Origin of the sequence: Streptomyces sp. NPDC051041 (assembly GCF_044456065.1) — a bacterium.
Taxonomy (GTDB): Bacteria; Actinomycetota; Actinomycetes; order Streptomycetales; family Streptomycetaceae; genus Streptomyces; species Streptomyces glaucus.
In genome coordinates, this window is the sequence record NZ_JBITFM010000015.1 from 134991 (window position 1) to 154813 (window position 19823).

At 75.6% G+C, this 19823-nt stretch carries 15 protein-coding genes and 1 pseudogene; 4 read left to right on the forward strand and 12 right to left on the reverse strand.

Annotation, left to right across the window (positions count from 1 at the left end; translation table 11 throughout):
* Positions 1-150 precede the first annotated feature (150 nt).
* Positions 151-1137, forward strand: a complete 987-nt coding sequence (locus tag ACIBAI_RS22215; protein WP_399036675.1) for a sporulation protein — start codon at positions 151-153, stop codon at positions 1135-1137.
* A gap of 146 nt (positions 1138-1283) precedes the next feature.
* Here ACIBAI_RS22215 and ACIBAI_RS22220 read toward each other — a convergent pair whose 3' ends face one another.
* On the reverse strand, positions 1284-1658 hold the full coding sequence (locus ACIBAI_RS22220) for a winged helix-turn-helix transcriptional regulator (protein WP_399036677.1): 375 nt from the start codon (positions 1656-1658) through the stop codon (positions 1284-1286).
* 144 nt (positions 1659-1802) lie between these two features.
* Between ACIBAI_RS22220 and ACIBAI_RS22225 the strand changes: the two genes are divergently transcribed.
* Entirely contained in the window at positions 1803-2210 is a 408-nt protein-coding gene (locus tag ACIBAI_RS22225; RefSeq protein ID WP_399036679.1) for a RidA family protein, read from the forward strand.
* A gap of 91 nt (positions 2211-2301) precedes the next feature.
* Here the strand turns inward: ACIBAI_RS22225 and ACIBAI_RS22230 are convergent, their stop codons facing one another.
* From ACIBAI_RS22230 to ACIBAI_RS22265, 8 genes are all read right to left on the reverse strand, one after another.
* A complete protein-coding gene (locus ACIBAI_RS22230; RefSeq protein ID WP_399036681.1) occupies positions 2302-3330 on the reverse strand; it encodes an NAD(P)/FAD-dependent oxidoreductase in 1029 nt (342 codons plus the stop codon).
* Positions 3331-3340: 10 nt separating this feature from the next.
* Positions 3341-3859 (reverse strand): isoprenylcysteine carboxylmethyltransferase family protein, encoded by a 519-nt coding sequence (locus tag ACIBAI_RS22235; RefSeq protein WP_344608358.1) that lies wholly within the window; start codon positions 3857-3859, stop codon positions 3341-3343.
* Entirely contained in the window at positions 3856-4944 is a 1089-nt protein-coding gene (locus tag ACIBAI_RS22240) for a type III polyketide synthase (RefSeq protein WP_399036683.1), read from the reverse strand. The genes ACIBAI_RS22235 and ACIBAI_RS22240 overlap by 4 nt, the downstream gene beginning before the upstream one ends.
* On the reverse strand, positions 4941-6122 hold the full coding sequence (locus tag ACIBAI_RS22245; RefSeq protein ID WP_399036685.1) for an NAD(P)/FAD-dependent oxidoreductase: 1182 nt from the start codon (positions 6120-6122) through the stop codon (positions 4941-4943). The genes ACIBAI_RS22240 and ACIBAI_RS22245 overlap by 4 nt, the downstream gene beginning before the upstream one ends.
* Positions 6122-6958, reverse strand: a complete 837-nt coding sequence (locus ACIBAI_RS22250) for a UbiA family prenyltransferase (RefSeq protein ID WP_399036687.1) — start codon at positions 6956-6958, stop codon at positions 6122-6124. The genes ACIBAI_RS22245 and ACIBAI_RS22250 overlap by 1 nt, the downstream gene beginning before the upstream one ends.
* The gene (locus tag ACIBAI_RS22255; protein WP_399036689.1) at positions 6955-8019 is read right to left on the reverse strand and encodes an NAD-dependent epimerase/dehydratase family protein; all 1065 of its coding nucleotides are present in this window, start codon (positions 8017-8019) and stop codon (positions 6955-6957) included. The genes ACIBAI_RS22250 and ACIBAI_RS22255 overlap by 4 nt, the downstream gene beginning before the upstream one ends.
* 416 nt (positions 8020-8435) lie before the next feature.
* On the reverse strand, positions 8436-9434 hold the full coding sequence (gene gap / locus ACIBAI_RS22260) for a type I glyceraldehyde-3-phosphate dehydrogenase (RefSeq protein WP_399036690.1): 999 nt from the start codon (positions 9432-9434) through the stop codon (positions 8436-8438).
* A 106-nt stretch (positions 9435-9540) separates the two neighbouring features.
* On the reverse strand, positions 9541-10497 hold the full coding sequence (locus tag ACIBAI_RS22265) for a GlxA family transcriptional regulator (RefSeq protein ID WP_399036692.1): 957 nt from the start codon (positions 10495-10497) through the stop codon (positions 9541-9543).
* A 217-nt stretch (positions 10498-10714) separates the two neighbouring features.
* Between ACIBAI_RS22265 and ACIBAI_RS22270 the strand changes: the two genes are divergently transcribed.
* Both ACIBAI_RS22270 and ACIBAI_RS22275 read left to right on the forward strand, forming a co-directional pair.
* Entirely contained in the window at positions 10715-11704 is a 990-nt protein-coding gene (locus tag ACIBAI_RS22270; RefSeq protein WP_399036694.1) for an aldo/keto reductase, read from the forward strand.
* Between the two features lie 104 nt (positions 11705-11808).
* Positions 11809-12339: pseudogene (locus ACIBAI_RS22275) on the forward strand (helix-turn-helix domain-containing protein); the annotation flags it as partial.
* 55 nt (positions 12340-12394) lie between these two features.
* Here ACIBAI_RS22275 and ACIBAI_RS22280 read toward each other — a convergent pair.
* From ACIBAI_RS22280 to ACIBAI_RS22290, 3 genes are all read right to left on the reverse strand, one after another.
* Positions 12395-12907, reverse strand: coding sequence for a DinB family protein (locus ACIBAI_RS22280; RefSeq protein WP_344608374.1), 513 nt, complete (start codon positions 12905-12907; stop codon positions 12395-12397).
* A gap of 318 nt (positions 12908-13225) precedes the next feature.
* On the reverse strand, positions 13226-15574 hold the full coding sequence (gene fabD, locus ACIBAI_RS22285) for an ACP S-malonyltransferase (protein WP_399036696.1): 2349 nt from the start codon (positions 15572-15574) through the stop codon (positions 13226-13228).
* Between the two features lies 1 nt (position 15575).
* The coding region (locus tag ACIBAI_RS22290; protein ID WP_399036698.1) for an SDR family NAD(P)-dependent oxidoreductase at positions 15576-19823 on the reverse strand (4248 nt) is incomplete at its 5' end.

The following is a 19823-nucleotide window of genomic DNA, read 5'->3' on the forward strand; positions in this document are numbered from 1 at the left end:
TGATGGGGGGGGGGGGGGCGGGGCGGGCGGGGGGGGCGCCGGGGCCCCGCCCCCCCCGCGGGGGGGGGGGGGGGGGGGGGGGCCGCGGGGGGGGGCGCCCCCCCCCCCCCACGCTCCGCAGATCTCACACATGAAGGAGTGAACGCCGCGATGGTGTTCAAGAAGTTGCTCGGCGCGCTCGGTGTGGGCGGCCCCACCGTGGACACGGTCCTCGACCCGGGCACCGTACTGCCCGGCGGCAGCCTGACGGGCCGGGTGCACCTCCAGGGCGGCAGCGCCGACTTCGACGTCGAACACGTCACCCTGGAGCTGGTGGCCCGGGTGGAGGCCGAGCACGACGGCGGCGAGGCCGAGGGCGTGGCGACCTTCGGCCGGTTCACCGTCGCCGGCGGCTTCCGCCTGGCGGAGGGCGAGCGGCGCAGCGTGCCGTTCACGGTGGCGCTGCCCTGGGAGACGCCGGTCACGGAGCTGTACGGGCAGGCACTGGGCATCGTGCTCGGGGTGCGCACGGAGCTGGCGGTGGCCGGCGCGAAGGACAAGGGGGACCTCGATCCGCTGGCGGTCGCCCCGCTGCCCGTGCAGGAGGCGGTCCTCGAAGCCCTCGGCCGGCTCGGCTTCGGCTTCAAGTCGGCCGATCTGGAGTACGGGCACATCCGCGGCACCGGCCAGCAGCTGCCGTTCTACCAGGAGATCGAACTCGTCCCCGCGCCCCAGTACGCGCACGCCATGCGGGAGCTGGAGGTCACCTTCCTGGCCAACCCCGGCGGCATGGAAGTCGTCCTGGAGGCCGACAAGCCCGGCGGGTTCTTCTCCTCCGGCCACGACGTCGTCAACCGGCACGTCGTCAGCCACGACGGCGCCGCCCAGCGCGACTGGAGCAGCGTCGTCGACGCCTGGATCCGCCAGCTGGTCGCCAGCCACGGTCACCACAGCGCCCCCGCCCCCTACGGACACGCGGACGCGTACCACTCCGACGGCCACCACGGCGGCCACCGTTCCGGGCCCGGCATGGGCACCGCCATCGCCGCGGGCGCGGCCGGGCTCGCCGTCGGCGTGGCCGGCGGGTTCGTCGCCGCCGAGGTCGTCGACGAGGTCGGCGACTTCTTCGAAGGCGACGACGAGGGCGACGAGGCCTGACCCGCCCCTCATGGCACAGGCCCGGGCCGGGCCGCCCCCCGGCCCGCCGCCCCACGGGTTCGACCTGCAGCCGTGCGCCGCCGCGTGCCCGCGCACACCGCGCGTGAGCACGCGGCGGGCGCGGGGACGCGCGGACGGCCGCGGGGTCAGGCGTCGAAGCGACGGCGGGCGGCCTCGATGTGACCGAGGTACCGGTGGGTCCAGCCGCACATCCCGTCGACCGTCGCTCGCAGGGCCCGGCCCGGCTCGGTGAGGGTGTACTCGACCCGTGGCGGGACGGTGGGGTGCACGGTGCGCTCGACCAGGCCGTTGCGCTCCAGCATGCGCAGGTTCTGGGTGAGCATCTTGTGGCTGATGCCCTCGATCCGGTTCCGCAGCTCGCTGAAGCGCAGGGTGCGGTCGCCGAGGGCCTCGACGATCAGGAACGCCCACTTGTTGGCGACGTCCGAGAAGATCTCCCGCGCCAAGGAGTCCGCACGCGCCAGATCCGCGTCGGACGAGTCCGTGAACTGCTTGGTCACTGTACGGTTCCCCAGTTACTGAAAAGTGCGTTCTTCCACGTCAGCGCTCACTCTCCTACGGTTCCCGGGTAACCACAAGAGACCGCGGCGTCTTCGCCGGGCCGGCACGGCCCCGCAGGCGCCCAGGACGAGGAGGCGGACAGCATGGCCATCACCCTGGTGAACCCCGGCGGATTGCCCGAGATCGGTGTCTACCGGCAGGTGTCGATCGCGTCGGGATCGAGGCTCGTCCTCATCGCCGGGCAGGTCGCGTGGGACGCCGCGGGGACCACGATCGGCGAAGGCGATCTCGCCGCCCAGGTCGAGCAGTGCTACCTCAACGTCGGCACCGCCCTGACCGAGGTCGGCGGCTCCTTCGACGACGTGGCCAGACTGACCTTCTACGTCGTCGACTGGACCCCCGACAAGATGCCCTCGCTCCTGGAGGGGATCTCCCGGGCAACCGCACGGCTGGGGACCGCCTCGGCCCCGCCGGCCACGCTGATAGGCGTGGCGGCGCTGGACGTCCCCGACCACCTGGTCGAGATCGAGGCCACCGCGGTCCTCGACTGAACGGATGCCCCTCGCCCGCTGGGCGCCGAAGCGGTCGGCCACGGCGCTCAGCGGCCGGTGAAGGGCTGTTCCGCTGCTCCGGCCCGCCGGATCACGTCCCCGCCGGACGCGCCAGCGCGTCGACGGTCGCGGAGAACAGCCGCGGCAGCCGCTGTGCCGCGGGCACCAGCGCCGCGCGGACGGGGGGCACCCTGGTCGCGGCGAGCAGCGCATGGGTCAGCCAGCGGTAGCGCCGGGTGAGTCGCCGCCACTCCCGTTCGTAGGCCGCCAGGTCGCCGCTGACGACCGCCCGCACCGCCGCCGACGCCTGTGCGAGGGCCAGCGCGATGCCCTCGCCGGTCAGCGCGTCCACGTAGCCGGCCGCGTCGCCGACGAGCAGCACCCGGCCGGCGGTGCGCGCGCTCGCGCCCTGGCGGAGCGGGCCCGCCCCGCGCACCGGTCCGGCGGTCCCGGCTCCGGCCAGCCGCTCCCGCAGCTCGGGGAAGGCGGCGAGGTGGTCGTCGTACGTTCCGCGGCCGGCGGTGAGCATCGCGACGCCCACGAGACCGTCGGCCACCGGGGTCACATAGGCCTCCGCGTCACGGGCCCAGTGCACCTCGACGCGGTCGCTCCACGGGGTGAGCGCGTAGTGGCGCCGCAGCCCGTGCCGTCGGCGGGCCCGACGCGACCGGTGCAGCCCCAGGGCCCGGCGGATCGGCGAGTGCAGGCCGTCGGCGGCGACGAGGTGGCCGGCCCGGATGCCGTCGACCACCACACCGGTCCCGTCCTGCCCGACACGGCGCACCGTGCGCTGCTCGACCCGCACGCCCGCGGCGAGCACCACCTCGCGCAGCGCCGCGTGCAGCGCGGTGCGGCGCACCCCGCGGCCCGGGCCCGCCCGGAAGTCGGCGTCGGCCCGGCGCGGCCCGGCGACGTACCGGACGCCCCGCAGCTCGTGCCCCGGCGGATGGACGCCGAGCGCCGCCAGGGCGGCGACGGCGCCCGGCATCAGCCCTTCGCCGCACGCCTTGTCGACGGTGCCGGCGCGCTGCTCCCAGACGGTCACCTCCAGCCCCGCCCGGGCCGCGTGCAGGGCCGTGGCCAGACCCGCGGGTCCCCCGCCCACGACGAGCAGGTCCATGCGCGCCTCCTCAGGCCAGCCGCGCCAGGGCGGCGTCCTCGGCGCGGATGCGGGTGGCGAGCAGGAACCCGTTCAGCACGGTGAAGACGGCCGCCGTGATCCAGGCCGAGTGCACCAGCGGGAGCGCGAGCCCCTCGACGACGACGGCGACGTAGTTCGGGTGCGGGAGGCGGCGGTAGGGGCCGCCGGTCACGCGCGGAGCGCCGGGCACGACGATCACCCGGGTGTTCCACTGCCGGCCCAGGGTGGCGATGCACCACCAGCGCAGCGCCTGCGCGGCCGCGACGAGGGCGAGCATGGTCCAGGCGAGGACCGGTGCGGCGTCCGGCCGGCGCACCCACACCTCCACGAGCGCGCCGGCCAGCAGACCCGTGTGCAGCGCCACCATGAACGGGTAGTGTCCCCGCCCGGACTCCACGCCGCCCCGCGCGAGGCTCCAGGCGGCGTTGCGGCGGGACACGACCAGCTCGGCGACCCGTTCCAGACCGACGGCCAGGACCAGGACGGTGAACAGGACCTGGCCGGTCATCCCTCCTCCCCCGGGGCGCGCAGCAGCACGAGCTCGGAGCAGAACCCCGGGCCCATGGCGAGCATGAGCCCGTGGGAGCCGGGCCGGGGCGGACGGTCGGCGAGCGTGTCCGCCAGGACGTGCAGCACCGAGGAGGACGACAGGTTGCCGACCCGCCGCAGCGAGTCCCAGGTGACGCCCAGGGCGTCCCGCCCGACTCCGAGGGCGTCCTGCAGCGCCTCGATGACCTTGGGGCCGCCGGGGTGCGCGACGTACCAGCCGAGGTCGTCGCCGGTCAGTCCGTGGTCGGCGAGGAAGCCGCGCACGTCGTCGCCGACGTACCGGCGCACCAGGTCGGGGACCGAGGAGTCGAGCACGATCCTGAACCCGCCGGAGCCGATGTCCCAGCCCATCGTGCGTTCCGAGTCGGGGTAGAGGCGGCTGCGCGAGGCGAGCACCTGGGGGTGGGCGGGGTCGTCGGACCGCGCGAGCGGATGCCCGGGCCCGACGGCGACCACCGCCGCGGCGCCGTCCCCGAACAGGCCGCTCGCCACGAGGTGGGCGGCCGAGGTGTCCTCGCGCTGGAGCGTGAGCGAGCACAGCTCGACCGACATCAGCACCGCGACCCCGTCCGGGCGGCCGCGCAGCAGATCGTGCAGGCGTGCGACGCCGGCCGCGCCGGCGACGCAGCCGAGGCCGACGAGGGGCAGGCGCACCACGTCGGGGCGGAGTCCGATCCGCTCCGCGACGCGGGCCTCGAGCGTGGGGACGGCCAGTCCGGTCACCGTGCACGACACGATGTAGTCGACGTCGGCCGGTGTGAGGCCGGCGTCCTTGAGGGCGTCGACGACCGCGCGCCCGCCGAGCTCGACGCCGGCCCGGATGAAGACGTCGTTCGACCGGCCGAAGTCCCCGAGCCGGGCGTACTCCTCCAGCGGGAGCACGCTGTGCCGGGTCTCGACGCACGCGTTGCGGTGGAACCGCTCGACGACGCCTCGGTCGACCGTGCCCCCGACCAGCGTGGTGGTGAAGGACTCGGTGATCTCCTGCTGTCGGTGGCGGTGTTCGGGAAGGACGCCTCGGACGCTGAGGATGCGCGTGGTCATGCTGGCTCCTGAGGTCGGCCGGTCGGACGGGCGGGGGTGAGGAGCGCCCGGCCGAGGCCGAGCGCGACGGTGGGGGTGAGTCGGCCCCAGGCGAGACCGAGTTCGACGAGGTCGTCGAAGACGCGCTGGTCGGCGGCCGATGCCCGCAGCCCGGCCTCGACGAGGCGCGGGCTGCGGGCGAGCCGGGCGGCCAGGGCGGTGTGGCGCAGGTGGGGCGGCAGGCTCCGGCGGGTGGCGCGGGCGTACCGCTCCCCCGCCCGGTCGGGCCGCCCCTCGCGCAGGGCCGCGGCGGTGGCACGGCCGGCCGCGATGCCGGTGGCCACGGCGCAGTGGATGCCCTCCCCGGTCAGCGGGTTCACCAGGCAGGCGGCGTCGCCCGCGAGCAGCACGCGGCCGGCCGGAAGGCGCCGGCGCGCCGTCGAGAGCGGCAGGTGGTGCCCGATCCAGTGCCGCCCTCCCCCGGTGGCGCCGGGCAGCAGCGCCTCGAGGCGTTCGAGCAGGTGGGCTCGGGTGGGCGCCGGGCGGTCCGGGTGGAGGAACTCGCCGTACCCGACGTTCGCGAGGCCGTCACCGCGGTCGAAGGACCAGGCGTACGACGGCTGGTTCCGGGTGCCGAACTCGATGATCTGCGCGCCGCGCCGCCCGGGTGCGACCGGGGCGTAGCCGCGCAGCGCCAGGGCCACCGGGCCGCGGGGCCGGCCGAGCGCGCGCCGGACGACCGAGTGGGCGCCGTCGGCGCCGACCACGACCGCGGCGGACACCTCCCCGTCCAGGACCACCGCGTCGGCGTGCTGCCGCAGCTCGCGGACGCGGTGCCGCAGGAGCCGGGCGCCGGCGGCGACGGCCGCGTCGACCAGCCGGGCGTCGAGGATCCGGCGCGGCACCACCCACGCCGGGCGGGCCGTCCGCCGCTCGGCGACCAGACCGCCGCGGCCGAGGCGGAGGCGGTCGACCGGGACCCGGTCGTCGACGAGACCGGTGACGCCGACCTCGGCGAGGAGGTCGAGGACGTGCGGGCCCACCCCGTCGCCGCAGGCCTTGTCCCGCGGGAAGTCCGCCCGGTCCAGGAGGACGACGCGCAGGCCCGGGTCGGCGTGCAACGCGCCCAGGGCGGTGGCGGCGCCGGCCGGTCCGGCGCCGACCACCGCGAGGTCCCAGCGGGCGGGGGCCGGCGCCATCAGCCGGCCGCCACGAGCAGCACGACGTCCAGCAGGGCGATGGCCACCGCGGCCCGGAAGGGGGCACGGCCGCGGGCGGCCGACGTGAGCACCACGAGGACCGCCACCAGTGCGAGGACCGCCCACGTCCATGCCGGAGGGGGTCCCGCGGGACCGAGCACGGCCAGCAGCGAGGCGGCGGACAGCAGCACGACGGCCAGGACGCGCGAGGGGCGCCCGCCGATCCGGTGCGGCAGGCCTCGGACGCCGGTGCGCGCGTCGTCGGCGAGGTCGGGCAGCGCATTGAGCAGGTGTGCCCCGACGCCGAGCGCGGCGCCGGCGCCGGTCGCCCACAGGGGCGCCCAGGCGGGGGCGGGACCGGCGAGGGTGACGACCGAGGGCAGTGTCCCGAAGGCACTGGCGTACGGCACCCACGACCACCGGGTCGCCTTGAGCCCCAGGTTGTAGGCGTGGCCCGCGCCGGCGCCGAGGACGACGTTGACCAGCGCGCCGCGCCAGCCGACGAGCGCGGACAGCACGAGGCAGGCGAGCGCGGACACGACCAGGGCGCGCACCGCCCAGCCGACCGGGAGGGCTCCGGTGACCAGTGGTTTGTCGGTGCGACCGACGGCGCGGTCGCGGGGCAGGTCGCGCAGGTCGTTGGCCCAGCCGATGGTGAGCTGGCCGGTGAGCACCGCCGCGGTGACGACGGCGGCGTCGAGCGGGCGCAGGTCGCTGCGGAGCGCGAGCAGGCCCGTGACGGCGCCGACCGCCAGGGCGGGCCCGCCGTGGGCGGCGGCGAGCAGCGCGTGCAGGGGCGGCGGCCCGGGTCGCGCCGGGGCCGCGCCGGCGGTCACGGGCGCCGCCGCACGGCGACCGGTCCGCGACGGGCCGCGTCGCCGAGCGCGCCGAGGACGGTGCGGGGGCGCAGCGCGGGTGTCCGGCCGGACGCGGCCTGTCTCATGCCCTCGATCACCTCGGCGATCACCTGCGGCCCGTCCTTGGCCGGGGTCCAGTCGAGTTCCGTGCGGGCGCGGGTCGTGTCCAGCGTCGGGAGCGCGAAGCCCATGTCGAGCCACCCGGTGTCGACCGGTTGCAGATGCGCGTGCCAGGCGGCCGACATGGCGGCGCGGACCACCGCGGAGGGCACGTGCACCAGTCTGGCGCCGAGCGCGTCCGCGAGGACCGCCGCGGTCACGGGCGGGTCGGCGGCGAGGTTGAACGGACCGCCCGCGCGCCGGTGGAGCACCGCGACGATCGCCTCGGCGACGTCGGCGGTGTGGACCATCGGAATGGTCAGCCGCCGGTCCATCGGCAGGATCGGCAGCAGGTCGAGCGCCTTGGACGGCACCAGGGCGGGCACGCCGTACCTGAGGAGGGCGCTGCCGGCGGCGCGCTGTCCGACGATCCCCGGCCGGAGGCGGGTGACGAGCGTGCCGGCGCCGGAGGCCTCGTACCGGTCGAGGAGGCGCTCGGCCGCCGCCTTGTGCCGGCTGTAGCGGGAGCTGCGCACGCCCCCGGTGGGCCAGGACTCGTCGACCGGACGGTCGTCCTTCTTCGGGGAGTAGGCGCCGACCGAGGACATGTGGACCAGGTGCGGGACACCGGTCCCGGCGACGGCCCGGAGCACGCGGCGGGTGCCGCCGACGCCGAGCTCGGCGAGGTAGGCGAGATCGTGGGACGGCTGGAAGCCCCACGCCAGGTGGACGACCGCGTCCGCGCCGGTGAACGCCTCGACGAGCGTGTCGTGGCAGGCGTCGGTGCTGAGGTCCACCGAGCGCCAGTCGGCACCACGGCCGTCGGGGCCCTCGGGCAGCCGCCGGGCCAGGCCCACGAGGTCGTGCGTGCCCTCGGCACGCAGGCGTTGCACGACGACGGACCCGATGTTCCCGGTCGCCCCGGTGATCACGATGCGCATGCAGGATGGGGTGCCCCGTCGCTCCTCCGCTCACACGGAGCACTCCGGCATCCGGCGGACACCGGCGTCACCCGGCCGGACGAGCCCGCCGGACGGGTTCGTGCCTGCGGGGGGGCACGGCCCGGGCGCCGGGAGACGGCGGGAAACCGGAAGCGGACCGGCCGGGAGGGCCGCCGGACGGGGACGGCCGTGCCGGCAGGGCGCGCCCGCCGTCGGGCAGGGCGGGATCGGGCCGTCGTCCCCCGTCGCGTCCGGCCGGGTGGGAGTTCGGCGGGACCGGGGGCGGTGGCGAGCCGCCGGCCGCCTCGCGCCCTTCCTGCGCGGATCGGCGGACCCGCTTCCGCGACCGGGCGCTCCGGCCGGTCGGCCGGAGCGCCCGCGGGGAGCGGCGGAGGCGGGGTGTTCCCTGGCGTCCGTCAGCGGGTGGCGAGGAGCTCGAGCGTGTCGATCACACGGTTCGAGAAGCCCCACTCGTTGTCGTACCAGGCGACCACCTTGACGTGGCGGCCGTCGACGCGGGTGAGGGCCGAGTCGAAGATCGACGAGGCGGGATTGCCCGTGATGTCGGACGACACGAGCGGGTCCTCCGAGTATTCGAGGACGCCGGCGAGCGGCCCCTGCGCCGCGGCGCGGTACGCCGCCAGCACGTCGTCGCGCGTCACGTCGCGGGCGACGGTCGTGTTGAGTTCGACGATCGAGCCCACCGGCACCGGTACGCGGATCGAGTCGCCCGACAGCTTGCCGTCGAGGTTCGGCAGCACCAGCCCGATCGCCTTGGCGGCGCCGGTCGTGGTCGGCACGATGTTGACGCCGGCGGCCCGGGCGCGACGGGGGTCGCGGTGCGGGCCGTCCTGCAGGTTCTGCTCCTGCGTGTAGGCGTGCACGGTCGTCATGAACCCGTGCTCGATACCGGCGAGTTCGTCGAGGACCGCGGCCAGCGGCGCGAGGGCGTTGGTGGTGCAGGAGGCGTTCGAGACGATGGTGTGCACGGCCGGGTCGTAGGCGTCGGTGTTGACCCCGAACGCGAGCGTGACGTCGGCGCCGTCCGACGGCGCGCTGACGAGCACCTTCCTCGCTCCCGCGTCGAGGTGGGCGCGGGCGGCCTCGGCCGAGGTGAAGCGGCCGGTGGCCTCCAGGACGATGTCGACGCCGAGTTCGGCCCACGGCAGCCGCGCCGGTTCGCGCTCGGCCAGCACCGTGATCCGGCGGCCGTCGACGACGAGGGCGTCCCCGTCGACGGTCACCGGCCGTCCGAGCCGGCCGGCCGTGCTGTCGTAGGCGAGCAGCCGGGCGAGAGCGGCGGGCTCCGTCAGGTCGTTGACGGCGACGATCTCGAGGGCGCTGTCGCGCTCCAGCAGCGCGCGCAGCACATTGCGTCCGATGCGGCCGAATCCGTTGATGGCGATGCGAGTCATGAGTGAGGTCCCTTCCCTTCGCCCCCAGGCTCGCCCGCGGCCGGTGCCGCTGACAGTGGCGAGGTCGCCACGGTTCAAAAGGATCTCGCCACGAGGGGGCGGCGGATCACTCGCCCCGGGTGAAGGTGCGGCGGTACTCGCTCGGTGTGGTGCCGAGGATGCGCTGGAAGTGCAGGCGCAGGTTCGCGCCGGTGCCGAGCCCGACGTCGGCGGCGATCTGCTCGACGCTGCGCTGCGAGCGCTCGAGCAGTTCGCGGGCCAGGTCGACGCGGGCGCGCATCACCCACTGCATCGGCGTGTAGCCGGTCTCCTCGACGAAGCGCCGGGAGAACGTGCGCGGCGAGACCCCCGCCCGCCGCGCCAGTATGTCGAGGGTGAGGGGCTCGCCGAGCCGGTGCAGCGCCCACTCGCGGGTGGCGGCGAACCGCTCGCCGAGCGGCTCGGGGACGCTGCGCGGCACGTACTGGGCCTGGCCGCCGCTGCGGTAGGGGGCCGCGACCAGACGCCGGGCCGCGTGGTTGGACGCGGCCACTCCGAGGTCGCCGCGCAGGATGTGCAGGCACAGGTCGATGCCGGAGGCGGCGCCGGCTGAGGTGAGCACGCTGCCCTCGTCGACGAACAGCACGTTCTCGTCGACCCGGACGAGCGGATGCCTGGCCACGAGTGCCCGCGTGTAGTGCCAGTGCGTCGTGGCGCGCCTTCCGTCGAGCAGGCCGGTGGCGGCGAGCGCGAAGGCGCCCGTGGAGATGGCGGCGAGCCGCGCGCCCCGGTCGTGGGCGGCGATCAGTGCGTCGACGACGGCCCGCGGCGGGTCGTCGCGGTCCGGGAACCGGTAGCCGGGGACGAAGACGATGTCGGCCCACGCCAGCGCGTCCAGGCCGTGGGCGACGTGGTACGCGAGGCCGTCGCCGCCGGTCACGAGCCCGGGGGTCGCCCCGCACACCCGTACCTCGTACGGCATGCTCGCGCGGGTCGTGAAGACCTGCGCGGGGATTCCGACATCGAGCGGCTTCGCGCCCTCGAGCACGAGGACGGCGACGCGATGCAGGCGGGAGGCTGGCACGGGACGAGGTTACGTGAGGGCGTGCTGCCGCTCCGTCCGCTGCGCGGACCGCGCGGGCGGCCCTGCGGCGGAGCGCCGCGGACGTCGCGCGTGCGCAGTCCGTGCCGCCCGGCGCCTCCCACGAGATGCCGGGCGGGGGGATCCGTCGCTGAATGGAGGAAGGGCTTCGTGCCGTCCGGGCGACGAACGAGTGCGCAGGGAAAGGCGGGGACACGGTATGCGGAAGCGCAGTCTGCGGGACCTTCGGGTGTCGGCCATCGGCCTGGGATGCATGGGCATGTCCGCCTTCTACGGATCCGCCGACCGGCAGGAGGCGATCGCGACCATCCGGCGCGCCCTGGACCTCGGGGTGAACTTCCTCGACACCGCGCAGATGTACGGGCCGCTCACCAACGAGTCGCTCGTCGGCGAGGCGATCCGGGGGCACCGCGACGAGTACGTGATCGCCACGAAGTTCAACTACCGGATGGACCACGCCGTGCCCGGCGACATCAGCACGGTCGGCCCGCCGGACGGTTCGGCCGAACACGTCCGCAGCTCGGTCCACGGCTCCCTGGAACGTCTGGGGACCGACCACATCGACCTGTACTACCAGCACCGGGTCGACCCGGACGTCCCCGTCGAGGAGACGGCCGGCGCGCTGGGCGAGCTGGTCGCCGAGGGCAAGGTGCGGCACATCGGCCTGAGCGAGGCGAGCGCGCGGACCATCCGGCGCGCCCACGCCGTGCACCCGGTCACCGCGGTGCAGAGCGAGTACTCGCTGTGGTCGCGGGACGTGGAGGCCGAGGTGCTGCCCGCCTGCCGGGAGCTGGGCATCGGCTTCGTGCCGTACTCGCCGCTCGGCCGCGGCTTCCTCGCCGGGCGGTTCACCACGCCGGACGAGCTGGACGCGAACGACTGGCGCCGCGAGAACCCGCGCTTCCAGGACGCCAACCTGGAGGCGAACCTCCGGCTGGCGGCGAAGGTGAAGGAGATCGCCGCCGAGAAGGACGTGACCCCCGCCCAACTGGCCATCGCCTGGGTGCTGGCCCGGGGCGAGGACCTGGTGCCCATCCCCGGCACCAAGCGCCGCACCTACCTGGAACAGAACGCCGCCGCGGTCGACATCACGCTGACCGCGGACGACCTGGCCCGCATCGACGCCGAACTGCCCGAGGCGGCGGGCGAGCGGTACGACGAGGCGGGGATGCGGGCCGTCGACCGCTAGTGCCGCATCAGGCAACGTTCGCCCCGTCGTGAGGTCCTGCCCGTCGTGATGTGACGCGCCGCTCGGTCCCGTTCCGAGCGACGCGCGACCGTCATTCTGGGTGGGTGGCAGAACGAGTACGTGTGCGTGGAATCGACGATGCCGAGGGCCGACGACTGCTGCGGATCATCCGCAGGGGCACCGGATCGGTGGTGACCTGGCGGCGGGCCCAGATGGTGCCGCTGTCCGCACAGGGCATGCCGGTGGCGAAGATCGCTGAGGTGTCGTTCACCAGCGCCGACCGGGTCCGGGACGTGATCCACGACTTCGAGGTCGACGGCTTCGACTCGCTGTACCCGAAGTACAAGGGCGGCCGGGCCAGGGCTTTCACGCTACCCGAGCGCCGCGAGACCAGGAAGATCGCGAAGTCCAAGCCGCCCGAGCACGACCTGCCGTTCTCCGCCTGGAGCCCGACCGAGCTGGCGGACTCCCTGGTCGCCGAGGGGGTGGTCGACGACATCAGCCACGAGGGCCTGCGCATCTCGCTCCGCGAGGAGGGCGTCTCCTTTCGACGCCTGAAGACCTGGAAGACCTCCCGCGACCCCGACTGCGCGGCCAAGAAGGCCCATATCGAGCACCTTTACGCAATCGCCGACGACCGGCACCTACGCGCCGTCGCCGACCGGGCCAGCACTGCCTGATCCGGAAGCGCTATACGCCGGTGGTGCCGTCGATGCGTTCCCGGAGCAGGTCGGCGTGGCCGTTGTGGCGGGCGTACTCCTCGATCATGTGGACGTAGATCCAGCGGAGGCTGACGTCCTGCTCCATGAAGCGGCCGGTGTCGGTCAGAGCGCGGTCGGCGCAGTGCTCGCGGGCGCGGGCGATCTCCGCGTGCCAGGTGGCCAGAGCGTCGCGCAGGGTGGCGCCCTCGGCCAGCTCGAAGCCGCCGTCGGGGCCATCGGGGTCAGCCTGCGGGTCGTAGATGGGCGGGGCCTGTTCTCCGGCGAGCACTCGGCGGAACCAGTTCCGCTCCACCTCCGCCATGTGCTGGACGAGGCCGGTCAGTGTGAAGGCGGACGGCGGCACGGATGCGACGGCGGCCTTCTCGTCGTCCAGGCCCTCGCACTTCATGGCGAGGGTGGTGCGATGAAAGTCGAGCCAGCTTTCGAGCGTGGTGCGCTCGTCGGCGTTCAGGGGCGGCATAGGGCGTTCGATGATGGCCATCGGTCGATTATCGCCAGCGGCCGAATCCGTCGACAGGCAGGGCCTCACAACGGGGCGAACGTTGCCCGATGCGGCACTGGAGCGGCGTTCCTCCTCCACCGGGCATGTGCCCGGTGGAGGAGTGGCCCGGGGCTCGGGGCGGGCGGGGCCGCGAGGTCCGGGTGCGCGCGGGGAACGATCGGAGGGCGCCGAGGGACGGATGCCACCGGTACATCGCCTCCCTGCGGCCGCTCCACCGTCACCGTGCGGCACCGCGCGTCGCCCCGTCCGCCACGGCCGGACGCGGTGCCGGGCCCGGCGCCCGCCCCCGGCCTGCGGCTACGCGGCGCCCGTGGGCGCCGGTTCGGTGCGCGGCACGGGCCGTGGGGCGGCCGGTGCGGGCCCGTGCCAGCCGCGGTACATGGCGCCGATGTGTTCGGCGGCGCCTTCGAGGAGCCGTACGCCGATGTCGTCCACGTGGCGCTCGCGCCACCGTTCCAGGTCCGTGCCCTTGACCCACTGGTTGAACGAGCCGAGCGCCGGCCCGGTGTGCACCTGGTAGTTGGTGCGGTCGTCGCGCCCGTTGAGGGCGAGCTGCGCGGTGTGCGCGAAGTACCAGCGGAACACCAGCGCCATGCGCAGCTTGGGGTTGGCCTCGGCGCGGGCGAGGTCGTCGTGCCGGCCCCGGGACCGCAGGTGGGCGCGGGTGTCCTCCCACACCTCGTCCAGGGTGCGGCGGAAGTAGGTGCGCTCCAGCAGGTCACGGGTCCTGGCGGGCAGCTCGTCGAGGCCGTCGTAGTGCGAGTACAGCGAGAACAGCTTGTTGGCGCGGGTCGGGAAGAACACGCCCTTGCGCAGCACCTGCACCTTGGCCCCCATCTCGAACATGTCGCCGGCCGGGGCGTACTCGGTGTCGTGGATGTCGATGTCCTGGAGCATGTCCTTGACGGCGTCGCTCGTCCCGGCCTCGACGGTGCACTGGTTGACCGAGCCGGTCAGCACGTAGTCGGCGCCGAGCATGAACGCGGCGGCGACGGCCTCCGGGGTGCCCAGGCCGCCGGCGAGGCCGAGGCAGATGGGTTCGGCGTAGCCGTGGCGGTGCTGGGCCTCCTGCCGCAGCCGGTGCATCGCGGGCATCATCACGGTGGAGATGCCGCCGTCGGTGTGGCCGCCGGAGTCGGCCTCGACGGTGATGTCGTGGCTCATCGGCACCTGGCGGGCGAGTTCGGCCCGGTGGGCGTCGAGGTCGCCGTCGCGCACCAGGCGGTCGAGCACGGCGTCGGGGGCGGGCGCCATGAAGGCCCGCGCGACCTCGGGGCGGGAGACCTTGGCGACGACGCGGTGGTCGCACACGGGCGTGCCGTCGGGGCCGCGCCGCAGGCCGCGGGCCCGGTACAGGACGAGCGCCGGGGTCATCCGGATGAACGCGGACGCCTCGACGATCCGGACGTCCTGGCGCAGCAGCAGGTCGGCCATGGCGCGTTCGGCGGCCGGGTCGTCGTGGTGGGCGAGGAAGTTGACGCCGAACGGCCGGTCGGGGCCGAGGGCGGCGCGGATGGTGCGCAGGCCCTCCTCGATCTCCTGGTGCGGGGTGCCGCCCGTGCCGAGGATGCCGAGCATGCCGCGGCGGGCGAGCGCGATGACCATGCGGGGTGAGGCGATGCCCCGGTACATGCCGCCGGCGGCGTAGGCGTAGCGCAGTCCGAGGCGGCGGCGGAAGACGGCGCTGCCCAGCTCGGTGGCGGCGGGGGCGGCGTCGGCGGACCGGGGGGCGGGGGGCGGGCCGGCGGGGCGGGGCGGGGCCTCGTCCGCCCGGGGCGCCGGCGGTGGCGCCGCGGGGGCGGGGCGCGGGGCGGTGCGGATCTGGTCGACCAGGCGGCCGACCACGGTGCCGCCCAGTTCGACGAAGTCGTTCACGCCCAGGTCGAGCAGGTGGTGCACGCTCTCCGTCCACCGGACGGGGCTGGTGATCTGCCGGGTGAGCAGGTCCGCGGTGCGGCCGGCCGGGTAGGGGCGTGCGGTGGCGTTGGCGATGACCGGCAGGCGGGGGTCGTCGAGCCGGAAGTCGCGCAGGAACGCGGCGAACTCCTCCTGCGCGGGCCGCATCAGCGGGGAGTGGAAGGCGCCGGAGACCTTCAGGCGCACGCACCGCACCTTCCGGTCCTCCAGGTGGGTCTCCAGCGCGCCGATCGTCTCGGCGTCGCCGGAGACGACGTGCTGGGTGGGGGTGTTGTGGTTGGCGACGGTGAGCGTGGTGAAGGCGCCCTCGGCGAGGAGAGCGGCGAGCCGGTCGCCGTCGACGCCGACGACGGCGACCATGCCGCCGCCGCGCGCCCGTGCCATCAGCGCGCCGCGCCGCTGGACCAGGCGCACGCCGGTCGCGAAGTCGAAGGCGCCGGCGGCGTGCAGGGCGCAGTACTCGCCCAGGCTGTGCCCGGCGAGGTAGCCGGCCGCGTCGCCGTTCTCCTCCCGCCAGCGGCGGTGGGCGAGGGCGCCGACGACGAACAGGGCGGGCTGGGTGTACTCGGTGTCGTTCAGGACCCGGTGCGGGTCGTGCAGGCACAGGCGCGGCAGGTCGTAGCCGAGGATGTCGGACGCCTGCTCGGCCGCCTCGGGGTAGGCGTCGAACAGGTCGCGGCCCATGCCGCGGAACTGGGCGCCCTGTCCGGGGAAGACCAGTGCCTTCATCTCAGCGGCCTCCTCGCGCGGACGGGTCGGCCGTCCGGTCGCCGGCCGCGCGGTCCGGCGCCGGTGCGTCCACGGCCCGGGCGGGCGCGGTGGCGGCGTCGTCGGCGGGCCCGTGCGGCCGGTACAGGGTGTCGCACAGGTCCAGGATCTTCTCCAGGGCGTGGGGGGCGCTCAGCACGTCGGAGTGGGTGACGGTGTCGACGTCGACGACGGTGAAGTCCTCGATGTGCCGCTCCCATTCGCGCCAGTACTCGGTGCCGTCGACGGTGGGCAGGCCGGGGTCGGGGAAGAGCACCATGTACTCCTCGTACGCGCCGAAGAACTTGCCGCCCTTGTTGCGCACGTAGTGGCAGGGCACCCGGTCCGGGCGCGGCAGCGGCCGGACGGTGTACGTCTCGTCCTGCACGGCGTCGAAGTAGCGCGCCAGCTGCCGGATCCGGGTGCGCAGCTGGCTCTCGGTGCGGTCGACGCCGCGGTCCAGGGCGGCCTTGACGAGGGAGTCCAGGAAGGCGTCCACGTCGAGGGCGGGGTCGACCTCGTCGCGGTGCAGGACGGGCGAGGCGTCGCCGGGGACGGTGAGGCGGTTGTCGCCGAGCACCAGGTTGACGGCGCGGAACAGGCTGACCTTGGCGCGCGCGTCGGGGTCGGTGCGGCCGCCGAGCACCTGGTCGTTGGCGCGGTTGGTGGCGGTGCCGTCGAGGGTGTCCAGCATGACGAAGGAGGACACCTCCTGGCCCTGTGCCTGCAGTTCGCGCACGACTTCGTAGGCGAACAGGCCGCCCAGGGAGAAGCCGCCGACGTCGTAGGGGCCCTCCGGCTGGACGGAGCGCATGGCCGCGACGTAGTACCGGGCCATGGCCTCCTGGCCGGTGAGGATGTCCTCCGTGCCGGTCCAGCCCCTGGGGCTGATGCCGTAGAAGGGGCGCCGGCAGCGGGCCGCGAGGGGCGCGTAGCCGCCGATGCCGCCGTTGCCGTCGTGGATCCAGAACACCGGCCGGCCGGTGGTGACGCCGTTCATCCGGACGAGCACGGAGGCGGCGGCCTGCGCGGGGTCGGGGGCGGGTTCGCCGGACGGCGGGGGCGCCGGGGCGGCCGGCGCCGTGTCCGCGCGGCCGGGTCCGCCGAGCGCGGTGACGAGGTCCTGGAGGGTCTCGCTGTCGGCGAGGGTGTCGAGCGTGAGGTCCGGGTCGATGTCCCGCTGCGCGCGGGCGAGGAACTGGACCTGGAAGATGGAGTCGAAGCCGTAGCGCCGCAGCGGCACGTCGGGCTTCAGCTCGGCCGGGTCGAGTTCGAGCACCTCGGCCAGCAGCGCGGTGACGCGGTCGGCGGACGGCGCCGGCGGCCGGCCGGTGTCCGCCGGCGCCTGCGCCCGGGTGTCGCCGGGCAGGAAGCGCTCGCGGATGCGGTCGTGGTCGCCGTGGACCACGATCACCTGGGGCAGTGCGGCGGCCCAGGCCCGGTGGAGGGCGTCCAGTCCGGTGCCGGCGTCCAGGGCGCGCAGTCCGGCGCGTTCCATGGCGGCCAGGGTGCCGGCGCCGGCGCGCATGCCGCCCTCCTGCCACAGCGGCCAGTTGACGGAGAGGGTGCGGCCCCGGCGCTCGCCCCTGCCGACGAGGTCCTGGCGGTGGGCGGCGTAGGCGTCGAGGAAGGCGTTGGCGGCGGCGTAGTCGGCCTGGCCGGCGTTGCCGAAGGCGGCCATCGAGGAGAACGCGACGAAGCAGTCCAGGTCGCAGCCGGCGGTCGCCTCGTCCAGGTGGACCAGTCCGGCGGCCTTGACGGCGAGGACGTCCCGCAGGTCGTCGGCGCTCTTGGCGGCGAGGAAGCCGTCGCGCAGCACGCCCGCCGCGTGGACGACGCCGTGCAGGGCCCCGTAGCGGGTCTCGATGTCCTGTACGGCGGTCAGGACGGCGGCCCGGTCGGTGACGTCCAGGACGCGGTACTCGGCGCGGGCGCCCGAGGCGCGCAGTGCCCCGAGGAGCCGGTCGTGGGCGGCGCCGGCCGGGCTGCGCCCGCACAGCACCAGGACGGGGTCGCCGACGCGCCGGGCGATGTCCTTGGCGAGGAGAGCGCCCAGGCCCCCGGCGCCGCCCGTCAGCAGGTAGACGCCGCCGTCCCGCCACGGTGCCGCCGGGGCCGGCACCGTCAGCTCCCGCCAGCGGGGCACCCGCAGGCGGCCGCCGGCGTGGCGTACGGCGTCCTCGTCCGGGTCGGCGGCCGCGCGGCGCAGGACGGCCGCCAGGTCGTCCGGCGTGGCCGGTCCCTCGATTTCGATCCACTGGGTGAGCAGCCCGGGGTGCTCGGCGCGGGCGGTGCGCAGCATGCCGTTCAGGCCGGCCAGCCAGGGGGTGTGCGCGGGGGTGACGACCTGCACGAGCCGGGGTCCGCCGGTGGGGCGGCGCACCGCCTCGCGCAGCAGGGCGAGCAGCCGGCCGGCGTACGCGGTGTAGCGGGCCGCGACGTCGCCGTCGGCCTGCCAGGCCTCGCACTCGGCGCCGAGGGCGCGGGCGAGTTCCGGGGCGTCGGCGCCGGGGAGTTCGCACAGGACGACGTGCCCGGGCGTGCCGCCGCGGGGGTCCCGGCCGGTGCCGGCGCGGTCCTGCGGGTCGACCCAGTCGACGCGGGCCAGCAGGGCGGCGGCCGGGTCCGCCGCGGGTGCCGTGGCCGGGTCCGGCACGGCCCGCGCCGGGCCGGTGGGCTGCGGGGTCCGGATCGCGCGGGTGCCGAAGCCGAGCAGGCGCACGCAGACGGTGCCCCGGTCGTCGCACAGGTCGACGTCGAGGCGGCGCGGACGCCCCTCCCCCCGGTCGTCGGCGGCGCGGCGCACCACCGCCCAGCCCTCGGCCGGTGTGGGCCGCAGCAGCCGGACCTCGCGCACGGTGAAGGGAACAGCGGCCGAGCCGGCGGCGGGCTCGGCGTCCTGCTCCTCCAGCAGCACGCCGAGCGTGGCCTGCAGGGCGCCGTCGAGCATGCTCGGGTCGGTGGTCAGGCCGGCGGCCCCGGCGGGCAGCCGCAGCCGGGCCAGCGCGCCGTCGGGCCCGTGGTACAGCGCCCGGACGGCGCGCAGGGCGGGGCCGTAGTCCAGGCCCATGCGGGTGAACAGGGCGTAGCACTCGTCGGCGTCGCGGCGCCGGGGGCAGCCGGACCGCAGGGCGTCGATGTCGTGGGTCTCGGCGGGCGCGTCGCGCAGCGCCGGGTCGAGCTGCGCGGTGCCCCGGGCGTGCACGTCGGGCGCGTCGTCGGCGCGCACCTCGAAGGTGCGCACGGCGTGGTCGTCCGTGCCCCCGGCGCCGGGGGTGAGGGTGATGCGCAGCGTGCGCGGCCCGGTCACCCGTACCGGCCGCAGCCAGGTCACGTCGCGCAGGCGCACGCCGGTGGGGGCGGCGCCGGGCACCGACGCGGTGAGGGCCTCGCGGACGAACTCCAGGTGGGCGGCGCCGGGCAGGGTGGGCACGTCGAGGACCCGGTGGTCGGCGAGGTAAGGCTCCCGTCCGTCGAGGTGCCGCAGCCGCTCCTCCGCGCCGGCCCGCGGCGCCGCCCCGGGGCGGCGGCCGTCGGCCCGGTCGGCGATCCAGTAGCGCCGCAGCCGGAACGGGTAGGCGGGCAGCGGGACGCGCCGCACCGGCCGGCCGGTGTGCAGGCGGTTCCAGTCGAAGTCGCAGCCGGCGGTCCACAGCTTGACGAGGCGGGCGAGGTTGCCGCGGGCGATCCACCGGTCGACGGCGCGGGCCACGTCCTCGTCCGCGGTGAGGGTGCTCCACGCCTCCTGGCGGGCGGCGCGCCCGGTGTGGACGCCGGGGGCCGTGCCGCCGTCCAGGAAGGCGTGCAGGCGGTCGCGGGCGTCGGCGAGGGAGTCGGTGACGAAGCCGAGGCGCTCCTCCATGGCGACGCGCCCGGTCTGCAGGGTCTGGGCGAGCGCGGTGAGGTCGTCCTCGCGGACGCGGCCCGCGTCGATCCAGGCGGCGAGGTCGCGGGCGCGGGCGCGCAGGGTGTCCGGGTCCGCCGCCGACAGCACGACGGCCACGGGCTCGCCGGCCGGCGGCGTGCCGGGTGCGGGGGCGGGCGGGACGTACTCCTCGAGGACGACGTGGGCGTTGACCCCGCCGAAGCCGAAGGAGCTGACGCCGGCCCTGCGGGGCAGTTCCCGGCCCTCGGCGTCCCGGGGCGCGGCCCACGGCTGCCGCTCGCGCACCAGGTAGAACGGGCTGCCCTCCAGCTCGATGTAGGGATTGACCCGCTCGCAGTGCAGCGA